At 70.9% G+C, this 18873-nt stretch carries 10 protein-coding genes; 5 read left to right on the top strand and 5 right to left on the bottom strand.

The window, feature by feature from the left end; translation table 11 throughout:
* The first annotated feature begins 2 nt into the window (after positions 1 to 2).
* From AC1DWR_RS08445 to AC1DWR_RS08455, 3 genes are all read left to right on the top strand, one after another.
* Positions 3 to 4229: an nSTAND1 domain-containing NTPase gene (locus AC1DWR_RS08445; protein WP_477614702.1), complete on the top strand. Its 4227-nt coding sequence runs from the start codon at positions 3 to 5 to the stop codon at positions 4227 to 4229.
* A gap of 17 nt (positions 4230 to 4246) precedes the next feature.
* Positions 4247 to 4771, top strand: coding sequence for a 2'-5' RNA ligase family protein (locus AC1DWR_RS08450; protein WP_477614701.1), 525 nt, complete (start codon positions 4247 to 4249; stop codon positions 4769 to 4771).
* Between the two features lie 90 nt (positions 4772 to 4861).
* A complete protein-coding gene (locus AC1DWR_RS08455) occupies positions 4862 to 9028 on the top strand; it encodes an nSTAND1 domain-containing NTPase (RefSeq protein WP_477624241.1) in 4167 nt (1388 codons plus the stop codon).
* Here AC1DWR_RS08455 and AC1DWR_RS08460 read toward each other — a convergent pair.
* From AC1DWR_RS08460 to mfd, 3 genes are read right to left on the bottom strand one after another with little or no spacing between them, the layout of a single operon-like run.
* Positions 8986 to 10002: a MazG family protein gene (locus tag AC1DWR_RS08460; RefSeq protein WP_477614699.1), complete on the bottom strand. Its 1017-nt coding sequence runs from the start codon at positions 10000 to 10002 to the stop codon at positions 8986 to 8988. The genes AC1DWR_RS08455 and AC1DWR_RS08460 overlap by 43 nt on opposite strands.
* Positions 10003 to 10032: 30 nt before the next feature.
* Complete coding sequence (locus AC1DWR_RS08465; RefSeq protein ID WP_477614698.1) at positions 10033 to 10557, bottom strand: SurA N-terminal domain-containing protein; 525 nt, start codon at positions 10555 to 10557, stop codon at positions 10033 to 10035.
* A gap of 36 nt (positions 10558 to 10593) precedes the next feature.
* Entirely contained in the window at positions 10594 to 14190 is a 3597-nt protein-coding gene (gene mfd / locus AC1DWR_RS08470; protein ID WP_477614697.1) for a transcription-repair coupling factor, read from the bottom strand.
* A gap of 287 nt (positions 14191 to 14477) precedes the next feature.
* On the opposite strand from mfd, the gene AC1DWR_RS08475 reads away from it, so the two are divergent.
* Positions 14478 to 15128 (top strand): hypothetical protein, encoded by a 651-nt coding sequence (locus AC1DWR_RS08475; RefSeq protein WP_477614696.1) that lies wholly within the window; start codon positions 14478 to 14480, stop codon positions 15126 to 15128.
* Positions 15129 to 15207: 79 nt separating this feature from the next.
* On the opposite strand, the gene AC1DWR_RS08480 is transcribed toward AC1DWR_RS08475, so the two are convergent.
* Positions 15208 to 16794: a right-handed parallel beta-helix repeat-containing protein gene (locus AC1DWR_RS08480; RefSeq protein WP_477614695.1), complete on the bottom strand. Its 1587-nt coding sequence runs from the start codon at positions 16792 to 16794 to the stop codon at positions 15208 to 15210.
* Positions 16791 to 17486: a phosphatase PAP2 family protein gene (locus tag AC1DWR_RS08485; protein ID WP_477624242.1), complete on the bottom strand. Its 696-nt coding sequence runs from the start codon at positions 17484 to 17486 to the stop codon at positions 16791 to 16793. Before AC1DWR_RS08485 ends, AC1DWR_RS08480 begins: the two co-directional genes overlap by 4 nt.
* A gap of 213 nt (positions 17487 to 17699) precedes the next feature.
* Between AC1DWR_RS08485 and AC1DWR_RS08490 the strand changes: the two genes are divergently transcribed.
* Positions 17700 to 18848: a glycosyltransferase family 4 protein gene (locus AC1DWR_RS08490; RefSeq protein WP_477614693.1), complete on the top strand. Its 1149-nt coding sequence runs from the start codon at positions 17700 to 17702 to the stop codon at positions 18846 to 18848.
* Positions 18849 to 18873 lie beyond the last annotated feature (25 nt).

An 18873-nucleotide genomic window follows, 5' to 3' on the forward strand; every position in this document is an offset into this window, starting at 1 on the left:
CAGTGGGAATCGGCGTCCTGGGTCCACTGGAGCTCGACGGAGCGGAGTCCGCTCTCGGGCTGCGAGACCGCGTCGTGCTGCAGGCCCTGGCCGTGCGTCACGGCCGACCGGTGAGTGCTGACACCCTCGCCGAGGCACTGTGGGCCGACGACCCTCCGACCTCGTGGACCAAGGTCGTACAGGGCTGCGTCGTCCGGCTGCGCAAAGCGCTCGGCGCCGACACCATCGAGACCTCGACGCAGGGCTACCGGCTCCAGGTCCACCGTGACCACCTCGACCACCTGCGATTCGAACACCTCCTGGAGCGGGCGCGTCAGCTGACGGCTGGCGGCGAACCGGACCGCGCGGCATACCTGTTGCGTGAGGCGCTCGAGCTCTGGCGAGGCGAGCCGTTCGCCGAGCTGGTCGAGTGGGCGCCCGGGCGCGCGGAGGCCGAGCGGCTGGTCGAGCTGCGGCACGACGCCGAGGACCTGCTCACCGAGGCGCAGCTGCTGGCCGGACACCACCGCGAGGCCATCGCGCCGGCGCTGCGCCTCGTCCACGAGCAGCCGATGCGCGAGCGCCGCTGGGGGCTGCTCGCGTTGGCGCAGTACCAGGGCGGCCGCCAGGGCGACGCCCTGCAGACCCTGCAGCAGGCCCGCCGGGTGCTGGTCGACGAGCTCGGCCTGGACCCCGGTGACGACCTCGTCGCGCTCGAGCGGGCCATCCTCAACCAGGACCCCTCCCTCGCCGTCGCGGCAGCCATCCCCGAGGCGACGTCCGAGTGCCCCTACCTGGGGCTGGTGGCCTACGACGTCAGCGACGCCGCGGCCTTCTTCGGGCGGGAGGAGGTGACGGCAGCCTGTCTGCGCCGCCTCGACCAGGCCGGCGTTCTCGCCGTGGTGGGACCGTCTGGATCGGGCAAGTCGTCGCTCGCCCGGGCCGGCGTGGCCGCCGCCCTGGAACGCGACGGCCGGGTCGTGCACGTGCTCACACCGGGCATCCACCCGATGAAGGCCCTGAGCGGCGTCCCCACCCGTCCGGGCACGGTGCTCGTCGTGGACCAGTGCGAGGAGGTGCTCGCCGTCGACGAGGCCTCGCCGGAGCGATCCGAGTTCTTCGCGGCCCTGGTCGAGTTCGCCCAGCGCCACCCGCTGGTGGTCACGTTGCGCGCGGACCGGCTGGGTGAGCTGTCTCCCCACGGCGACTTCGCACGCCTCGTCGAGTCTGGCCTCTACCTGCTGGGCCCGATGACCGAGCCCGACCTGCGACGGGCCATCGAGGGCCCCGCCGCCCAGGCGGGACTGCGGCTCGAACCGGGGCTGGTCGACCTGCTCGTGCGCGAGGTCGTGGGGCAGCCCGCCGCACTCCCGCTCCTGTCCCACGTGCTTCGCCAGACGTGGCGCCACCGCGAGGGCGGCACCCTGACGGTCGAGGGGTACGCCGCGACGGGTGGCCTTCGCGAGGCGGTGGCGCAGTCCGCAGAGGGGGTCTTCCGCGCACTGGACCCGGAGCGCCAGGCGATGCTCCGGGACCTGATGCTGAGGCTGGTGACACCTGACGAGGGCGGCGACCCGGTGCGCACCCGGGTTCCTCGTCGGTCGGTCACCGGGGACGAGCAACACCAGAAGCTGGTGGAGCAGCTGGTCGGAGCTCGGCTCTTGGCCACGGACGGTGACACCGTGGAGATCGCGCACGAGTCTCTCGCGGCGGCGTGGCCGCGCCTGCGGTCGTGGCTGGATGAGGACGTCGACGGGTTGCGCACGCTACGCCACCTCACGGTCGCGGCCGAGAGCTGGGACGAGCTCGGTCGCCCCGACAGCGAGCTGTACCGCGGCGTCCGCCAGGCGCGCGCGGCTGAATGGCACCAGCGGGCCAGTGCCACGCTGACGGACATCGAACGTGACTTCCTGCACGACTCCGCTGCGCTGGCGGAGAAGGAGCAACGGGCCACCGAGGCGCAGGTGCGGCGGGAGCGGCAGCTCAACCAGCGGCTCCGCCTCGGTCTGGCGGCTGTCGCGGCCCTGCTGGCCGTCGCGATCGTCGCCGGGGCTGTGGCGTTCACCGCCCGGGACAAAGCCGACCGCCAAGCCGCGGCGGCGTCCGCGAAGGCGCGTGCCGCGGACGCCCGTCGTCTCGGTGCGGAGGCACTGCGGTCCGACGAGGTCGACCGGTCGCTGCTCCTCGCCGCGGCGGGGGTCTCGCTGGACGACTCCGTGGACACGCGGACGAACCTGCTGGCCACCCTCGACCGCGCCCCGGCGCTCACCGGAAGCGCTCGAAGCGCCGGCAGGATCTTCCACCTGGCGGTCAACACCGCAACGGACCAGGTGGCGGTCATGGCCGCTGACGGCACCGGACTCGAGCTCTATGACGGACCGACCCTGCGCCGTGTCTCGCTGCCGGAGAAGCTCGTCGGCGGATCGGTCGTGGCCCGACCGGATGGTCAGGGCTACGCGGTGACGATCTCGGGCGACCTGGTCGAGGACGGGAAGGAGCCGCCCGTCCTGCTGCTGGACCGAACCGGCGCCCGGTCCGCGGTCCAGCTGGGGGGCATCCCCGCCCGGTACCAGGTCCTCGACATGGGCTTCCCCCGCCGCTGGTACCTCGGCTACTCCCCCACCAGTCGATGGTTCGCGGTGTCCCTCGTGCGCATGCCGGAGGACGGACGCACCCTCACCTTCGTCTGGGACCTCAAGTCCCCCAGCCGGCCGGTGGCACGGCTCGAGCTCGGGTGGGTGGGCAGCGCGGCGACCATCAGCCCGGACGGGCGCACCTTGTTCTCGGGCGCCTACGGCCTGGACCTCGTGCCCGGTGGAAAGGGCCGCCTCCTCGTCACCGACCTCCCCAGCGGGACGACGCGCCGGGCCCTGGCCCCGGCCGACCTCGCGGTCCGTCAGCTGGACGACGTGCTGGCGCAGAGCCCGGACGGCCGGACCCTGGCGGTGGGTGCCGGTGTCGAGGTGGTCCTGGTGGACACCGCCACCCTGAAGGCGCGAGCTCACCTCTCCGGACAGGGCGCGACCCAGGCCCTGGCCTTCTCGCCGGACGGCACCCACCTGGCGGCGAGCGGCGACCGCCTGACGGTGTGGGACCTGAGTGGTGACGATCCGGTGGAGGTGCTTGCCCAGGACGGGGACGCCGACGACCCTGCGTTCAGCCGCGACGGGAAGACCCTCTACACCAAGACCATCGGGGGACTCATCCAGGCGTGGGACCTCGCCGGCAGCCGCCGCTTCCTCCGGGCGGGGCCCAGTGAGCATCTGGACTGGCCCGACTACTGGGGCCGGTTCTCCCCTGACCGGTCCAAGGTCGCCTACGTGCGAAACGGACCTCGGTTCCGCGTCCGTGACGTCACGACCGGCAAGCTCGGTCCGGAGGTCGCCCCCGCCATGGCGCAGGGGGGCTACATGGACATCGCCTGGCACCCCGACAGCACCATCCTCAACATGACCTCCGGTGACCCGTCGGTCCGGACCTGGGACAGCACCACAGGCCGTCAGCTCGCCGAACGACGGCTTGCACCCGCTCCGTCCGACGAAGCTGCCGCCGTCGCCTTCTTCAGCCTCGACGGGAAGTACCTGCTCGTCGGCAGCAGTGCGGGGCGGCTCCACGTGCTCGACGCCCACACGCTCGTCCCCACCCGAAAACCGATCCAGGTGTACAAGAAGGCGAAAGGCGAGCCTGATCCGCAAGCCGTCGAGAACTTCGTCCCGAGCGGGGACCACCACACGGCATACCTCAACGACGCCATCGTGGACTATGTCGCCGGGACGGTCCGTCCGATGCCGGACCTCGGCTTCCCGGTGGTGGACCTGTATCCCTCGCCCGACGGAAAGCGCTTGATCGTGGGCACCGGCCCGACCGGGACCGGGTTGCTCGACGCCACGACGATGACGTGGATCTCCCGACCGAGCGCGGCCCAGGCCGGGCTGGTGGGTTACCTGACTTCGTGGAGCGAGGACGGGGCGCTGGTCGCCAGTGTCAACGACGGCCACCTGAGCTACTGGGACGGACGGAAGGGCACCTTCCTCGGCACGGCGAGCGTGCCGTCGCCAGGGGCCCCGGCCTTCTCCGCGGACGACAGACGACTCCAATTCGCGGGCGACGACGGCTCCCTCCTCAGCTGGGACCTCGACCCCCGCTCGTGGGTCGCGGCAGCCTGCCGGCTCGCAGGACGCGCCCTGACCGAGCAGGAGTGGCACAACTACCTGCCGGAACGCTCGTTCCAGCCGGTCTGCGCCTCCTGACCAAGCAGAATGCCAGTGTGGCGCTCGCCGTCTGCCTCCTCTTCGACCCGGACACCGACCGGGCGATCCGACAGCTCTGGACGGCGCTGGAGGACGCCGGGATCGGCACGTTGCTGAGCCACACCCACCAGCGCCACGTGCCACACCTTTCGTATGCCGTGCTCCGCACCTTCGACGTCGAGGCGGTGGCCGGGGTTGTCGGAGGTCTTGCCGGTGGCCCGGCCCTCGACCTGCGGTTCGACGCCGTGGGGCTGTTCACCCGTGGGCGAGGCGCACTGTTGACGCCGGCCACCCGGGCGCTGCTCGACCGCCACCAGGCCGTGGTCACGGCCGTCAACGGCACCGGGGCGGATCTGCACTGGCACTACCGGCCGGGGCGATGGATTCCCCACTGCAGCCTCACCACCGGGACCAGCCAGGAGCTTCTGCCCACCGCCGCTGTCCGCGCCTTCGACGTGCTGCCCCTGGTCGGGCGGGCGGAGTCGGCAGCGCTGATCGACAGCGGCACCGGCCAGCGCTGGCCACTCGCCACCCTCCCCTGACCCCTTGCCGGTGTCGCCCTCGTGCTCCGCCGGTGTCAACCCGGTGTCAGGCCTGTTGACGCCACCGTTGGGGAGGGTCACTGTCGGGACATGCGCATCGCGCTGCTCGGATCCTTGCAGGTCAACGACGGTCGGACGACTCTCGGTCCGCGCGACCGCGTCATCCTCCAAGCCCTGGCCACCCGACCCGGCACCGAGCTCAGTGCCGAGGCTCTCGCGGAGACGCTGTGGGGCGAGGACCTGCCCGGGACCTGGCAGAAGGTCGTGCAGGGCTGCATCGTCAGGCTTCGCAAGTCCCTCGGCGCGGAGGCGATCCAGACTTCACCGCGTGGCTACCGCTTGGTCCTGCACCAGGACGAGGTGGACCACCTCCACTTCGAGCACCTCCTCTCTCGGGCTCGCGAGCTGCTGGCGAACGGGGAGCCCGAGCGGGCCCTCTACGTGTCGGGACAGGCCCGGGAGCTCTGGCGCGGGGAGCCGCTCGTCGACCTCGCGGACTGGGGCCCCGGCAGGGTCGAGGCCGAGCGGCTCGTCGAGCTCTGGCGCGACGCCGAGGATCTCCACGCGGAAGCGGGCCTGAGGTCCGGTCGCTACCAGGACGTCCTCGGAGACGCCCTGCGCATGGTCGCCGAGCAGCCGACCCGCGAACGGCGCTGGGGCCTCCTGGCCCTCGCGCAGTACCAGGCGGGCCGACAGGGGGATGCCCTCCAGACACTGCACCGCGCCAAGGCAACCCTCGTCAACGAGCTGGGCCTCGACCCCGGCCCAGAGCTCGCCCAGCTGGAGCAGGCGATCCTGCGCCAGGACCCTTCGCTGGCCGCCGAGACGGTCCTGCCGCCAACCAGTGCCGAGTGCCCCTACCTGGGCCTGGTTGCCTACGACGTCGCCGACGCCCCGGCGTTCTTCGGTCGCGAAGCCGACATCTCCGCCTGCCTGCGGCGCCTTGACGAGGGCCACGTCCTCGCCGTGGTCGGGCCTTCTGGATGTGGCAAGTCATCCTTGGCCCGTGCCGGCGTCGCCGCCGCGCTGGAGCGGGACGGACGCAGGGTCAGGGTGTTCTCTCCCGGCATTCACCCCACCGACTCACTGGCCGCCACGAACCCCCGCGCGACCGACGTCCTCGTCGTCGACCAGTGCGAGGAGGCTCTCGCGCTCGACCCCGACTCGAGCGAGCGCACGGAGTTCTTCGACCAGCTCGTCGCCTTCGCCACGCGAGGGCGCGGCGTCCTGGTCATCTCGATCCGGGCGGACCGGCTCGGCGAGCTCTCCGCTCACCCGGAGTTCGCCCGACTCGTCGAACGCGGGTTGTACCTGCTCGGTGGCATGACCCAGCCCGACCTGCGGCTCGCGATCGAGGGGCCAGCAGCGCAGGCGGGACTGCGGCTCGAGCCCGGCCTCGTCGACCTGCTCGTCCGCGAGGTCCAGGACGAACCGGCTGCCCTCCCGCTGCTGTCCCACGTCCTGCGCCAGACCTGGAAACGACGCGAGGGCCAGACGCTGACCGTCGCCGGCTACACCGCCACGGGCGGTATCCGGGAGGCGGTCTCCCAGTCGGCCGAGGGCCTCTTCCGCGACCTCACGCCCGGGCAGCAGGGAGTGCTCCGCGACCTCATGGTGCGGCTCGTCGCCCCCGACGACCTCGGCGAACCGGTGCGACAGCGGGTCCCACGCCGTTCGGTCGCCACCGACGAAGACCACACCCTGCTGATCGAGCGGCTGGTTGGCGCCCGCCTGCTCAGCACCGACGGCGAGACAGTGGAGATCGCCCACGAGGCGTTGGCCATGGCGTGGCCGCGGCTGCGGTCGTGGCTGGACGACGACGTCGACGGACTGCGCATCATGCGCCACCTCTCGGTCGCGGCAACCAGCTGGGACGACCTCGGCCGCCCCGACAGCGAGCTCTACCGGGGCGTGCGCCAGGCGCGAGCAGTCGAGTGGCGCGACGGTGCCAACCCGTCCCTCACCACCGCAGAGCAGGACTTCCTGACGGCGGGGGCCGCTCTTGCCGACACCGAACAGCGTGCGACCGAGGAACAGGTGCGACGCGAACGCCGCTCCAACCAGCGTCTCCGCGCCGGGCTGGCTGCCGTCGCCGCCTTGCTGGCCGTCGCCATCGTGGCCGGGGCGCTGGCCAAGACCGCCGCGGACCGGGCGGACCAACAGGCCCTCGTGGCCGACGCCCGACGCCTCGGGGCCGAGGCGCTGCGGACCGACGACCTCGACCGCTCCCTGCTGCTCGCCGCCGCGGCGGTCACGCTCGACGACACGGTGGACACCCGGAACGCGCTGTTGGCGACCCTGGACCGGGCCCCGGCGCTGATCGGCAGCGTGCGCAGCAGAGGTCGCGTCTTCAGCATGGACGTCAACAACTCCACCGGCCAGGTCGCGACCGCCGCGTCCGACGACGTGGGGCTCGAGCTGCGCGACGGCCGGACCCTGGACCCGGTCTCCACCCCGGCGAAGATCCTCGGGGTCGCGGTGGCCGCCAGCCCGGACGACGGTCGCTACGCCGTGTCGATGTGGACGGACCTGGTCGAGAGCGGCGGCGAGCCCCCCGTCGTCCTCCTCGAGAAGTCCGGAGCTCGGTCTGCCACGCAGCTCGGCGGCTTCCCGCCCGGGTACCACGCGTTCCAGAACCTGGGGTTCAGCCCCAACGGCCGCTGGCTGGTGGTCTCCATGTCGCACCTGCACGGCGAGAAGGGAGACGTCACCGCAGTGTGGGACCTGCGCTCGCCGGCCCAACCCGTGGCAACCCTGCAGCTGGGCGACGGGGTAGTCCCGAATGTCAGTCCCGACGGCCGCACCCTCTACTCGACCAACCCGGGCGGCGGACGGCTGGTGGTGACCGAGCTCCCGAGCGGCCGGACGCGACGGGTGATCGAGGCCCGTGATCTCGGCGTGCGCCAGCTCGAGGAGTCGCTGGTGCTGAGCCCGAACGGTCGGCTGCTGGCCGTCGGTGCCGGGGTGGAGACCGTCCTGGTGGACACTGCCACGCTCCGGCCGCAGACCTACCTGTCCGGACAGGGCCCGCGGAGCGGAGTGGCCTTCTCCCGCGACGGCACGCGGGTGGCGGCCGCGGGAGACCGGCTGGTGGTCTGGGCGCTCGAAGGGCACGGTGCCCGCGAGATCCTCGCCCAGGACAGCCCCGTCGGCAGCCCACGGTTCAGCCTCGACGGGCGGACCCTGTACACCAGCACGTTCGCCGGGCTGGTCCAGGCCTGGGACCTCGAGGGGGACCGGCGGTTCCTCGCCTCGAGCGCCGGGGAGTCCCCGGGCATGGGCGAACCCCTTGTCCGCGTCTCCCCCGATGGCGACAAGGTGGGCTATGTCGAGGGGGGCCCAGCGCTCCGGATCCGCGACGTCGCCACGGGGAAGCTGGGTCCGTTGATGCGGCCCGAGATGCGCCAGCGGAGCTACATCGACCTCGCCTGGCACCGCGACAACAAGACCCTGAACATCACCACCGGTGATCCCGTGGTCCGCACGTTCGACGCCGCCACCGGCCGGGTGCTTGCCGCACACCAGCTTGCGTCGACGGACTCGAGCGAGGGCGCCGCGATCGCCTTCTTCAGCCCCGACGGGAAGTACCTGCTCGTCGGCAGCACCACCGGGAGGCTGCACGTCCTGGACGCCCACACCCTGGCGCCGGCACGTGAGCCAATCCAGGTGCGCGAGCACAAGCCGGGCCCGCCGGAGGGCCTGGCCCTGTCAGGGTTCATGCCCAGTGGCGACCTCCACAGCGTCTACACCAACGACCTCATCGTGGACTACGTCACCGGAAAGGTCTGGCCGATGCCCGACCTCGGCGCCACCGTGCAGCTCGTGGTCCCCTCGCCGGATGGCAGCCGCCTGCTCGTGGACCTGGGCGACGCCGGTGTCGGCCTGCTCGACGCCGCCTCCTTGACATGGATCTCCCGTCCCAACGCCGCGCAGGCGCACCTGGTCGGCTACTTCACCAAGTTCAGCGACGACGGCACCCTCGTTGCGAGCGTGGCCGAGGGCAAGCTGAGCCACTGGGACGCCCGCACCGGGGCGTACCTCGGCTCCGCGACGGTGAATGAGGATGGCGACCCTGCCTTCACGAAGGACAACAGCCACATCCTCTTCGCCGGAAGCAGCGGGACCGTGCTCACCTGGACCATCGCCCCCCAGTCCTGGTTGGCCACGGCCTGCCGACTGGCCGGGCGTCCGCTCACCGAGCAGGAGTGGCGCAACTACCTGCCGGACCGCCCGTTCGTGCCGGTCTGCTCGTCCTGACCGAGGTCGCGCAGCGCCTGCCGCAGGACCTCCTCGGCCGAGACACCCTGAGCCCGCGCCTCGGCGACAAGGGCGAGCAGCCGTGCCGCCAGGTCCCCCTCGGGGTCACCCACCGCGGACAGGTCGCCTCCGGTCCGCTCCCAGCGAGCCAGCACCTTGTCGGCGGCGAGCAGGCTGGGCAACGACCTGGGTATGCCGTGGAGCAGCCCTTGGTGCCCGTCCTCACCGCCACCGTGCGGCGCCTTCTGCGCGCGCTCCGCGGCCTTGATCTGCTCCCACGCCTGCTCCACCTCGGCGGGGGTGGAGGCGTCGCCGTCGGCAAAGACGTGGGGGTGCCGGCGGACCAGCTTCTCGATGATCGCGCCGGCGACGTCGTCGACGTCGAAGGGCTCGGTGTCGTGCTCCTGGGCCACGCGAGCCTGGAAGACCACCTGGAGCAGCACGTCGCCGAGCTCCTCGCGGATGTGGTCACGGTCACCGGACTCGATCGCCTCGGCCGCTTCGTGGCTCTCCTCGATGAGGTACTTCACCAGCGACTCGTGGGTCTGCTCGGCGTCCCAGGGGCAGCCGCCGGGCGACCGGAGCCGGTCCATGACGGCCACGAGGTCGAGCAACCGCGAGCCGGGAACGTCCCACGACGCCACGAGCACCTCCACCTCCGGCGGCGCACCCAGCCGGGACACCTCCGAGGCGATCGCGTCGGTGAGCCCCGGGTCCCCGTGGGCCGAGGACACCCAGACGACGTCGGCCGGCTGTGCAGCGGCATCCATGAGGGTGCGCGCCAGCTCGGGCGGGGCGACGTCACCGAGGTGACGCACCGGCATACCCGCCTCTGACACGGCGTCGGCCAGTGGTTCGCTCTTGTCGCGCGCGAGGATCTGGTCCGCGGCGTCCAGTGCCTGCCACGCGGCTCGGGTGAAGAGGCCGGCTGCGATCCGCGGACTGCCGACCAGCAGGGTCAGCCGACCTGGCACCTGACCCGGCACCTCACCCGGCACCTGGTCTCAGCCCGCGGGGGTGGTGGCGGGTGCCGGCTGCGTCGGCTCGGCCTTGATCCAGTTGGGCTGGCTGACGTCGAAGCGGACGTTCTTGGCGTCGAAGGTGCCGTAGCGCGGGTTGAGCGTCACCTTCGCCTTGGAGGCGAGCTCGACGACCTTGCCCTGCTCCACGCTGGTCAGCTGCTGGGACGACAGGCTCGACTTCACGAGCTCGAGGGTGGCCGGCACCGGGTCCACGATGTTGGCGATGGCGGCCTTGGCCGCGGAGTCGGACAGGCCCTTGCCGGACTCCTCGGCGACCTGGTTGATGAAGGAGGCCATCACCAGGCTCGAGAGAGCGCTGGCCGTGTTGAGCGACGAGTCGGGGTAGGCCTTGGTGATCTGGGTGGTGGCCTCCTGGACCTCCTGCTCGCTGATCCGGTGTCCGTTGACGACCGCGGCGGTGTCGGCGGTCGCACAGCCGGACACGGCCAGCACCCCGACGACGACTGCCGTCACGATCGACCCACGCAGCGCACTCAATGCCTTCACGGACTACATCCTTCACTCGGTACAACGTGTGGTGGCTCAGCGGGCCGAAACCGTGTCCTGACCGGTGGCGACCCGGGCGGCGTCTGCGACGCTGCCCAGCAGCACGCCTCGGATGAGGTCACTGGCCCACTGCAAGACTGCCGTGTCGCGCAGCGGTTGGCCACCCACCCGAGCCGTCATCGGCTTCGGCACCAGAATGGTATGCAGCGCGTCCTTGACGAGCGACTTCGGGTAGAGCCGCTGCAGCCGCAGCTGCGCCGACTCGGGGAGGTCGACCGGCCCGAACCGGACGAAGTTGCCCTGCACCGAGATGTCCGCGACCCCTGCCTGCCGGGCCACCGTGCGCAGCCGAGCCACCTCCATGAGGTTGCGGACCGGCTCGGGCAGCGGGCCATAGCGGTCGACCAGCTCGGCCTCGATGTCGGCGAGCGCCTGTTCGTCGAGGACGCTGGCCAGCTTCTTGTAGGCCTCGAGGCGCAACCGCTCCCCAGGGACGTACTCGTGGGGAAGGTGGGCATCGACCGGGAGCTCGATCTTGATCTCGCCGGGCGCCGTCTCGCCGTCACCCCGGAAGTCGGCCACCGCTTCTCCGACGAGGCGTACGTAGAGGTCGAAGCCCACGCCGGCGATGTGCCCGGACTGCTCCCCGCCGAGCAGGTTGCCGGCGCCGCGGATCTCGAGGTCCTTCATGGCGATCTGGATGCCGGCACCGAGGTCGGTGTGGCTGGCCATGGTCTGCAGCCGGTCGTGGGCCGTCTCGGTCATCGGCTTCTCGGGTGGGTAGAGGAAGTAGCAGTAGGCCCGCTCGCGGCCTCGCCCGACCCGGCCGCGGAGCTGGTGCAGCTGGGAGAGGCCGAGGACGTCGGAGCGCTCGACGATGAGCGTGTTGGCGTTGGAGATGTCGAGGCCGGTCTCGACGATCGTCGTGCAGACCAGCACGTCGAACTTCTTGTCCCAGAAGTCGAGGACGACCTGCTCCAGCCTGTGCTCGCCCATCTTGCCGTGGGCGGTCGCCACGCGGGCCTCCGGCACGAGCTCGCGGATGCGGCTGGCGGCGCGCTCGATCGTCGACACCTTGTTGTGGACGAGGAAGACCTGCCCCTCGCGGAGCAGCTCGCGCCGGATGGCGGCCACGATCTGCTTCTCGTCGTAGGCACCGACATAGGTCAGGACCGGGTGCCGCTCCTCAGGAGGCGTGGCCAGCGTCGACATCTCGCGTATGCCGGTCACGGCCATCTCGAGCGTGCGCGGGATGGGGGTGGCCGACATGGCGAGCACGTCGACGGCGGTCCGCAGGGTCTTGAGCTGTTCCTTGTGCTCGACGCCGAAGCGCTGTTCCTCGTCGATGACAACGAGCCCGAGGTCCTTGTACTGGATCGTGCCGCCGAGCAGCCGGTGCGTTCCGATGACGAGGTCGACGCTGCCGTTGGCGAGGCCGGCGATCGTCTCGCGGGCCTCCTTGTCGCTCTGGAAGCGCGACAACGGGCGCACGACCACAGGGAACTGCTGATAGCGCTCGGTGAAGGTCTGCAGGTGCTGCTGGACCAGCAGCGTGGTCGGCACGAGCACGGCCACCTGCTTGCCGTCCTGGATCGCCTTGAACGCGGCGCGCACGGCGATCTCGGTCTTGCCGTAGCCGACGTCTCCGCAGATGAGGCGGTCCATCGGCACGGTGCGCTCCATGTCGGACTTGACCTCGTCGATCGAGCTGAGCTGGTCGGGGGTCTCGACGTAGGAGAACGCGTCCTCGAGCTCACGCTGCCAGGGGGTGTCCGGCGCGAAGGCATGGCCCTTGGTGGCCATCCGGGCCGAGTAGAGCTGGATCAGCTCGGCCGCGATCTGCTTGACGTACTTGCGCGCCCGGCCCTTGGTCTTGGCCCAGTCGCTGCCGCCCATCTTGTTGAGCGTGGGCATCTCGCCACCCACGTAGCGGGTGACCTGGTCGAGCTGGTCGGTGGGCACGAAGAGCCGGTCGCCCGGTTGACCCCGCTTGCCCGGGGCGTACTCGATGAGGAGGTACTCCCGGGTGGCGGCACCGATGGTGCGCTGTACCATCTCGACGAACTTGCCGACACCGTGCTGCTCGTGGACGACGTAGTCGCCCGGCTTGAGCTGGAGCGGGTCCACCTGGTTGCGCCGACGCGAGGGCATCTTGCGCATGTCCTTGGTGGAGCCACCCTGCCCCGGCGTGCCGGTGAGGTCGGTCTCGGTGATGAGGGCGAACTTGCTTGCAGGAGAGAGGAACCCGCTGCCGACGCTGCCCGTGGTCAGGTGAACCACGCCGTCGGAGAGGTCGGTCAGGTCGGCGTCGAGCCGCGCGGCGACGGACTCGTCGGCCAGCACCTCGGCGACGCGGCGGGCCAGCCCCGGCCCCTCCGTGACGACCACGACCCGCCAGCCGTCGGCGACCCAGCGCTGGAGGTCGGCGACGGCATCCGGGGTGCTGCCGCGGTACCGCGGCGCCTCCTCCAGGCCGGTGTTCACCACCACCGAGTCGCCCACGGCGAGCTCCTCGTCGGCGACGAACGGGCCGAGGTCCCACCACGGCATACCGGAGCCCTGGGCGTGGGCGCGGAGGTCGGCGAGGCTCCAGAACGACGCGGTGCCCAGGATCCCCTGCAGGTCGATCGGCACGGTGTTGCCGACGGCGGCGTTGGCCCAGCCGGCCTCGAGGAACTCCTGGCTCGTGGCCACGAGGTCGTGGGCGCGGGTGCGCACGCGTTCGGGGTCGCACAGGACCACGGCGGTGCCGTCGCGCAGGGTGTCGAGGACGCTCTCCATCCCGTCGACCAGGGCTGGGGCGAGGGACTCCATGCCCTCGACGGCGATGCCCTCGGCGAGCTTCGCGAGCAGGTCGACCGCTCCGGGCAGCTGGTCCATCAGGGCGGCGGCTCGAGCGCGCACCGAGTCGGTCAGCAGCACCTCGCGACAGGGCGGGGCCCAGAGCCCGTGCTCGGCGACCTCGAGGCTGCGCTGGTCGGCGACCTTGAACCAGCGGATCTCCTCGACCGTGTCGCCCCAGAACTCGACCCGCACCGGGTGGTCCTCGGTGGGCGGGAAGACATCGAGGATGCCGCCACGGACCGCGAACTCCCCGCGCCGCTCCACGAGGTCGGTGCGCGTGTATGCCGCGGCCGCGAGGTGCTCGACGACCTCCTCGAGGGGCGCGTCGTCGCCGGCCTTGAGGGCGACCGGGGCGAGGTCACCCAGGCCCTGCGAAACCGGTTGCAGCACGGCCCGCACCGGGGCCACGACGACGTCGAGCGGGCCGTAGGTCGGGTCGGAGGAGTCGGGGTGCTTGAGCCGGCGCAGCACGGCCAGCCGCTTGCCGACGGTGTCGCTGCGCGGGCTGAGCCGCTCGTGGGGCAGGGTCTCCCAGGCCGGGAACTCGGCGACGCGGTCGTGGTCGAGGAAGCACCCGAGCGCCGCGACCAGGTCCTCGGCCTCGCGCGTCGTCGCCGTCACCGCGAGGATCGGCCGACCACTGTCGCGGGCGAGCGCGGCGATGAGGGCCGGCCTGGCACCGGCCGTGACGGCCAGGTCGGCGACCTGCTCGCCCGCGCGGGCGACCGCGAGAGCCCGACCGACGGCGGCATCGGCACCGAGGAGGTCGAGCAGCGGGGCGAGGGTCATAACAAGGCTCCTGGAGACAGCTTGGCGGGGGCGCAGCGGCCGCGTGGGCAGCACGAAAGCCCCACATCAAACGACGTGCGGGTGGACGACGAATGGGGAGTGCCCACCACTCTAACCGCCGCCACCGACGGCCTCATCCAGCGACGACGACGCCTGGAACACTGGGGCGTCTACAGCATTCGCAGGTGTCAGGGGTCCCTGCGCGCTGGTTATGGTCGACGAGACCGTGGTGGGAGCCGCCGGGGCGCGGCGAGCGCGGCTGCCGGGGCACGAGGGAGGTTTTGCTGATGCGCAGGACTGCTTGGCTCCCGGTGGTTGGCGCCCTCGTCGTCGCCACGCTCACCGGCTGCACCGACTCCGGCTCGTCCACCGGGTCCGGAGCGACCGGTGCGCCGGCAGCTGCGTCAACGCAGGCGACAGCAGGCTCGGCCGCCCCCAGCGCGAAGGCGCCCGCCACCGGGAAGGCGTCCGCCACCAGTGCCCGGATCGTCAGGGACCCACGGGCGGCGATGCCTGTCATCACGCCCGGAAGGGTGGGGACGATCGGCTACGGCGCGCCCTCCGCGAAGGACAAGCAGCGGTTCGCTGCGGTCAGCAAGGCCTCGGCCCACGTGATCACCTCCTCGGCCATCCACTCGCTGACGGTCGCCGGCCGCGACGTGGGCGCTGTCGCGGTGTACACGACCAAGCGCGGAGTCGCGAAGAGCACGACCTTCCAGGACCAGTACGTCGTGCAGCTGCTCAACGCGGTCACCGCGTCGAAGTCGGCGCCGCGGTTCGTGAGGACGAAGGACGGGGTCATGGCCCTCACCACGGGTGCGCCCGCTGTGGCGGCCTGGTTCAAGGACGACCAGCTGACCCTCGTCTACAGGGACGGCACTTCACCGAACCTGGCCGCGCTGGCCCAAGGAGTGAGATCAGCCCCACTCAAGCAGTGAGCCCTTCGCCGCCCTGCAGGTTCAGCGCCGCCGTGCAGGTTCAGCGTGGAGCCTCCTTGCTGGAGCATCGGTGGGGACCTCACCGCATCGAGCTGCCGACGTCCTGTCCGTAGGGCTGTGCTCGCCAGACGTCCCAGGTCGCGGTGTTGCCCTGCGCGAGCACCATGAACGACCACGGGCCCACGTAGGTGTTGTCGAACCACTTGTTGTTCTGCGAGAAGGTGATTGCGCGCTGGACGACATCGCCGAGGTATGGCGACCAGTCAGGGGAGCTTCCGGAGTTGGAGAACAACCCCTGGTAGCCGCAGGTGTTCTCGACCGTGCAGGCTGCGCCGAGCCGGCCCGGGTCGAACGAGAAGGAGTTGTCATGGACCTGGACGTTCTGCGTCTTCCACCGACAGTCGCTGCGGTAGGGCGGGCGGCTCACCACGTCCTTCTTCGCACACTGCCCCACCGTCGCCTCCGGGTTCACCAGCGTCCCGTAGTCGCTGCTCGTGTTGCTGGGTGATCCGGCGAACCGATCAGCGTTCTCCCAGAGGACGACCCCACCCCAGTTGTCGATGAAGGTGTTGCGGGCGATGACGAAAGAGGCACCCACGGTGGGCTCGACGCGGGAGTCCTGGCCCGCCTCGGAGAGGTAGACCGCCCCCGCCGGGAAGCCAGGGTTGGCCGGCCCCTTGACCAGTGCATTGCGGATGAACGTGTTCGCGATGATCTCGGCGTTGTAGCTGATCTCGTACCACAGCGCTTCGCCGTCGTTCTCCGAGAAGTAGTTGCCCTGGAAGCGGAAGCCGACATTGTCGGTGTCCGCCCACAGTCCCACGCCCCGGTTGTCATGGACGTAGTTGTTGGTCACGACGGCACCTCGTGTGTCCCAGAACTTCCCCCCGGCGGTGCAGCCACAGCCGGGTTGACTCTCCTCCCAGTCGTCGGTGTTGTTGTCCGTGATCTCGTTGCGGTCGACCACGAGGTTCCGGCCACCGTCGGGTCGATAGGCGTTGAATCCGGACTGACCATTGCCTCGGATGCAGCTCAGCTCGAGGACGTTGTCGGTGCCCAGGAGCAACCCCGCCCCTGCATTGCCCTGCACCGTCACGTGCGAGAACACCCACCCGGTGGCGAAGTCGTGGTTGACCACGCCCTCGTTGAAGTTCTCGCCCGCGGAGCCGAACCCCTGGATCGTCAGGTAGGAGATGTGGACCCCCGCCTCCTGTCCACCAAAGGCATATTGGTTGAGGTGGCGACCGTCGATGATGGCCCCCGGCGCTCCCACGTAGCGGTTGCCGGCCTTCGGGTGGACCTGGTTGTACTGCCCGTCACCGAGATGGTGGGTGCCTGCGGCCAACCAGAACGTCGTGCCGGGGTCGTTGCTGTCGGTCACGGACTCGAGGTCGTCGGACAGCCCGACGACCACCGCACCCTGGGGCGCTGCGGCCGGGCCGCGCAGGAGCACGGAGTCGCACACCGCCACGGGCGGGCGGGCAGGTGCCTGCGTGGGCGCCACAGGCGCGGCACCTCCCGGGGGCCCGACGCCGGCCGGCTGGGTGGTCGACCCGTTGGCCGGCCGTGGTCCGACCCCGGCTCGGACGTCGCGCGGATGGCTGGCGGAGAGTGATCCCACCAGCAGGACGCCGACCGCCATGAGGACGAGTCTCGACCCTGTCACCGCGAATCCTGCGAATCCCGCGGAGACCCAGGCCGGACGCCGGGACGCGGGCGCAGCAGGAGGACCGAGCTCAGAGCGGAGCTCACGGCGAGCCCGACGAGGATGCCGCCGACCACGTCGGTCAACCAGTGCAGGCCGACGAAGAGCAGCGGGACGGTCACCACCATGGCGACCAACAGCAGGACTGCCCACTCCCAGAGGCGAATTCGCACCCGGAAGAGCATCAGCAGGCCGAAGATGCAGACCGTGATGGCCGCAGCGTGCCCAGAGGGAAAGCTGCCCCCACCGACTCCGAAGGCTCCCCCGGTGTCTGCTCGCTGGACGACCACCTTCGTCACGATGGTGATCAGGGCCGTCACGACTGACAACACGGCGACGACCGTCAACGGGCGCCAGGAGCGCCGGCGAACCGCGAAGAGGACAGCCACGACAGCGAGAGTGGAGAAGACGACGCGCGGCTCCAGTCCGTCGACGAGGTCTGCATTGATCCGCTGGGTACGTCCCCAGACCCCGCCCGGCCGGAAGAACCAGTAGACGCTGGAGTCGACTCCGCGAGTTCGCGCAGTCGTCACGAGTGCCGCGAGCGCCAGGTAGGCCAGTGCCGCCCCCATGGCGAGCGTCGATGACACGGCCGCCGCAGATGACACCGACGTCGCGGCGCCACTCGCCGAGCGGCTTCCCCCCTGTGTCATCCGGAGACCTCCCCACCTGGACCTCGAACCGGCAGGTTCCAGGGTGCACGGGGTCCGTGTCACCTGACGATCGAGTACGTGAAGTCTACCCGCCAGGGCAGCAGACTTCGCTGGATGCGGGTGGCGGCCGACCCGGCGTTCGGAGAGAATCGCAGACCGGGCGCCCGGCCCGGAACACCACACCACTCAAGGGGACTCGTGCAGCCAGCTCCAGTGCCGGAACCCACGATCGTCCTGGCGACCCTCCTGCGTGAGGCGGGGGGCTCCGGGGTCCAGAGCCACGTTGCCACCGTTCGCTCGTACGCACGGTCCAGCGGGCGTGCCGCCACCGTGGTGACACCGTTCTCCCAGAGGTCCCTGACCCGCATGCCGGTGTTCGGGGCACGCCTGGTCCTGGGTCGGATGAGCGGACCGTTGGGCGTGTGGTGGTACCGGCAGTGGCACGAGACCTACCTCCGGGGCGGGCTGTCAGCGCGCCTCGCCGAGACCGCCGGACCAGCTGTCGTGTATGCCCAGTGCCCGGTGTCCGCCAGTGCGGCGATGCGCGTGCGCAATGACGAACCCGTAGTCATGGCAGTCCATTTCAACATCTCGCAGGCCGACGAGTGGGCGGACAAGGGCGAGATCCCCAGAGCTGGTCGGACCTACTCGTCGATCCGGTCGTTCGAGGCAGACGTCCTGCCTCGGCTCGACGGCGTCGTCTACGTCTCGCAGTTCATGCGATCCCTGCTGGAGGAGCGGCTGCCAGCGCTGCGCGCGGTCCCAGGCGTCGTCATACCCAATGCCGTCGACATCGTGGACCGGCCACCCGTCACCCCGATCGCGGACCTCGTCACCGTCGGAGCACTGGAACCGCGCAAGAACCAGGGCTACCTTCTCGAGGTCCTGGCGGCCGCCGCCGAACGCGGCCATCGCTACACGCTCACGGTCATCGGCGACGGTCCGGACCGTGCCGGCCTGGAGAAGAGGGCCGCACTCCTCGGCCTCACCACCCAGGTGACCTTCGTCGGCTACCAACCCGATCCCCGGCCGATGGTCGCGGGCCATCAGGTGTACTGCCACGCCTCGCGCATGGAGAGCTTCGGGATAGCTCTCGTGGAGGCAATGGCCGAGGGTCTCCCCGTCCTCACGGCGCCTGTAGGGGGCATCCCCGAGATCCTCAGCCCCGGATTGGAGGGTGACTTCTGGCCACTCGACGACCCGGGCGCCGGCGCTGACCGGCTCATCGCCGTCATGTCGGACCCCGAGAGGCGCGTGGCCATGGGTGTCGCCGCCAAGGCACGCGCCCGGACCGAGTTCACGACGGCGGTGCAGGGCCCCAGGCTTCTCGACTTCCTCAGCGGAGCCGTGGTGCGCGACTGACCGGCCGTGGCGACCAGGCCGCGTT

The organism is Pedococcus sp. P2_E2 (genome assembly GCF_056403955.1).

Bases quoted from the DNA above. Each gene is read 5' to 3' on its own strand.
- AC1DWR_RS08455 (WP_477624241.1), top strand. From the start codon at position 4,862: ATGCGCATCGCGCTGCTCGGATCCTTGCAGGTCAACGACGGTCGGACG.
- AC1DWR_RS08475 (WP_477614696.1), top strand. From the start codon at position 14,478: ATGCGCAGGACTGCTTGGCTCCCGGTGGTTGGCGCCCTCGTCGTCGCC.
- mfd (WP_477614697.1), bottom strand. From the start codon at position 14,190: ATGACCCTCGCCCCGCTGCTCGACCTCCTCGGTGCCGATGCCGCCGTC.
- AC1DWR_RS08485 (WP_477624242.1), bottom strand. From the start codon at position 17,486: ATGACACAGGGGGGAAGCCGCTCGGCGAGTGGCGCCGCGACGTCGGTG.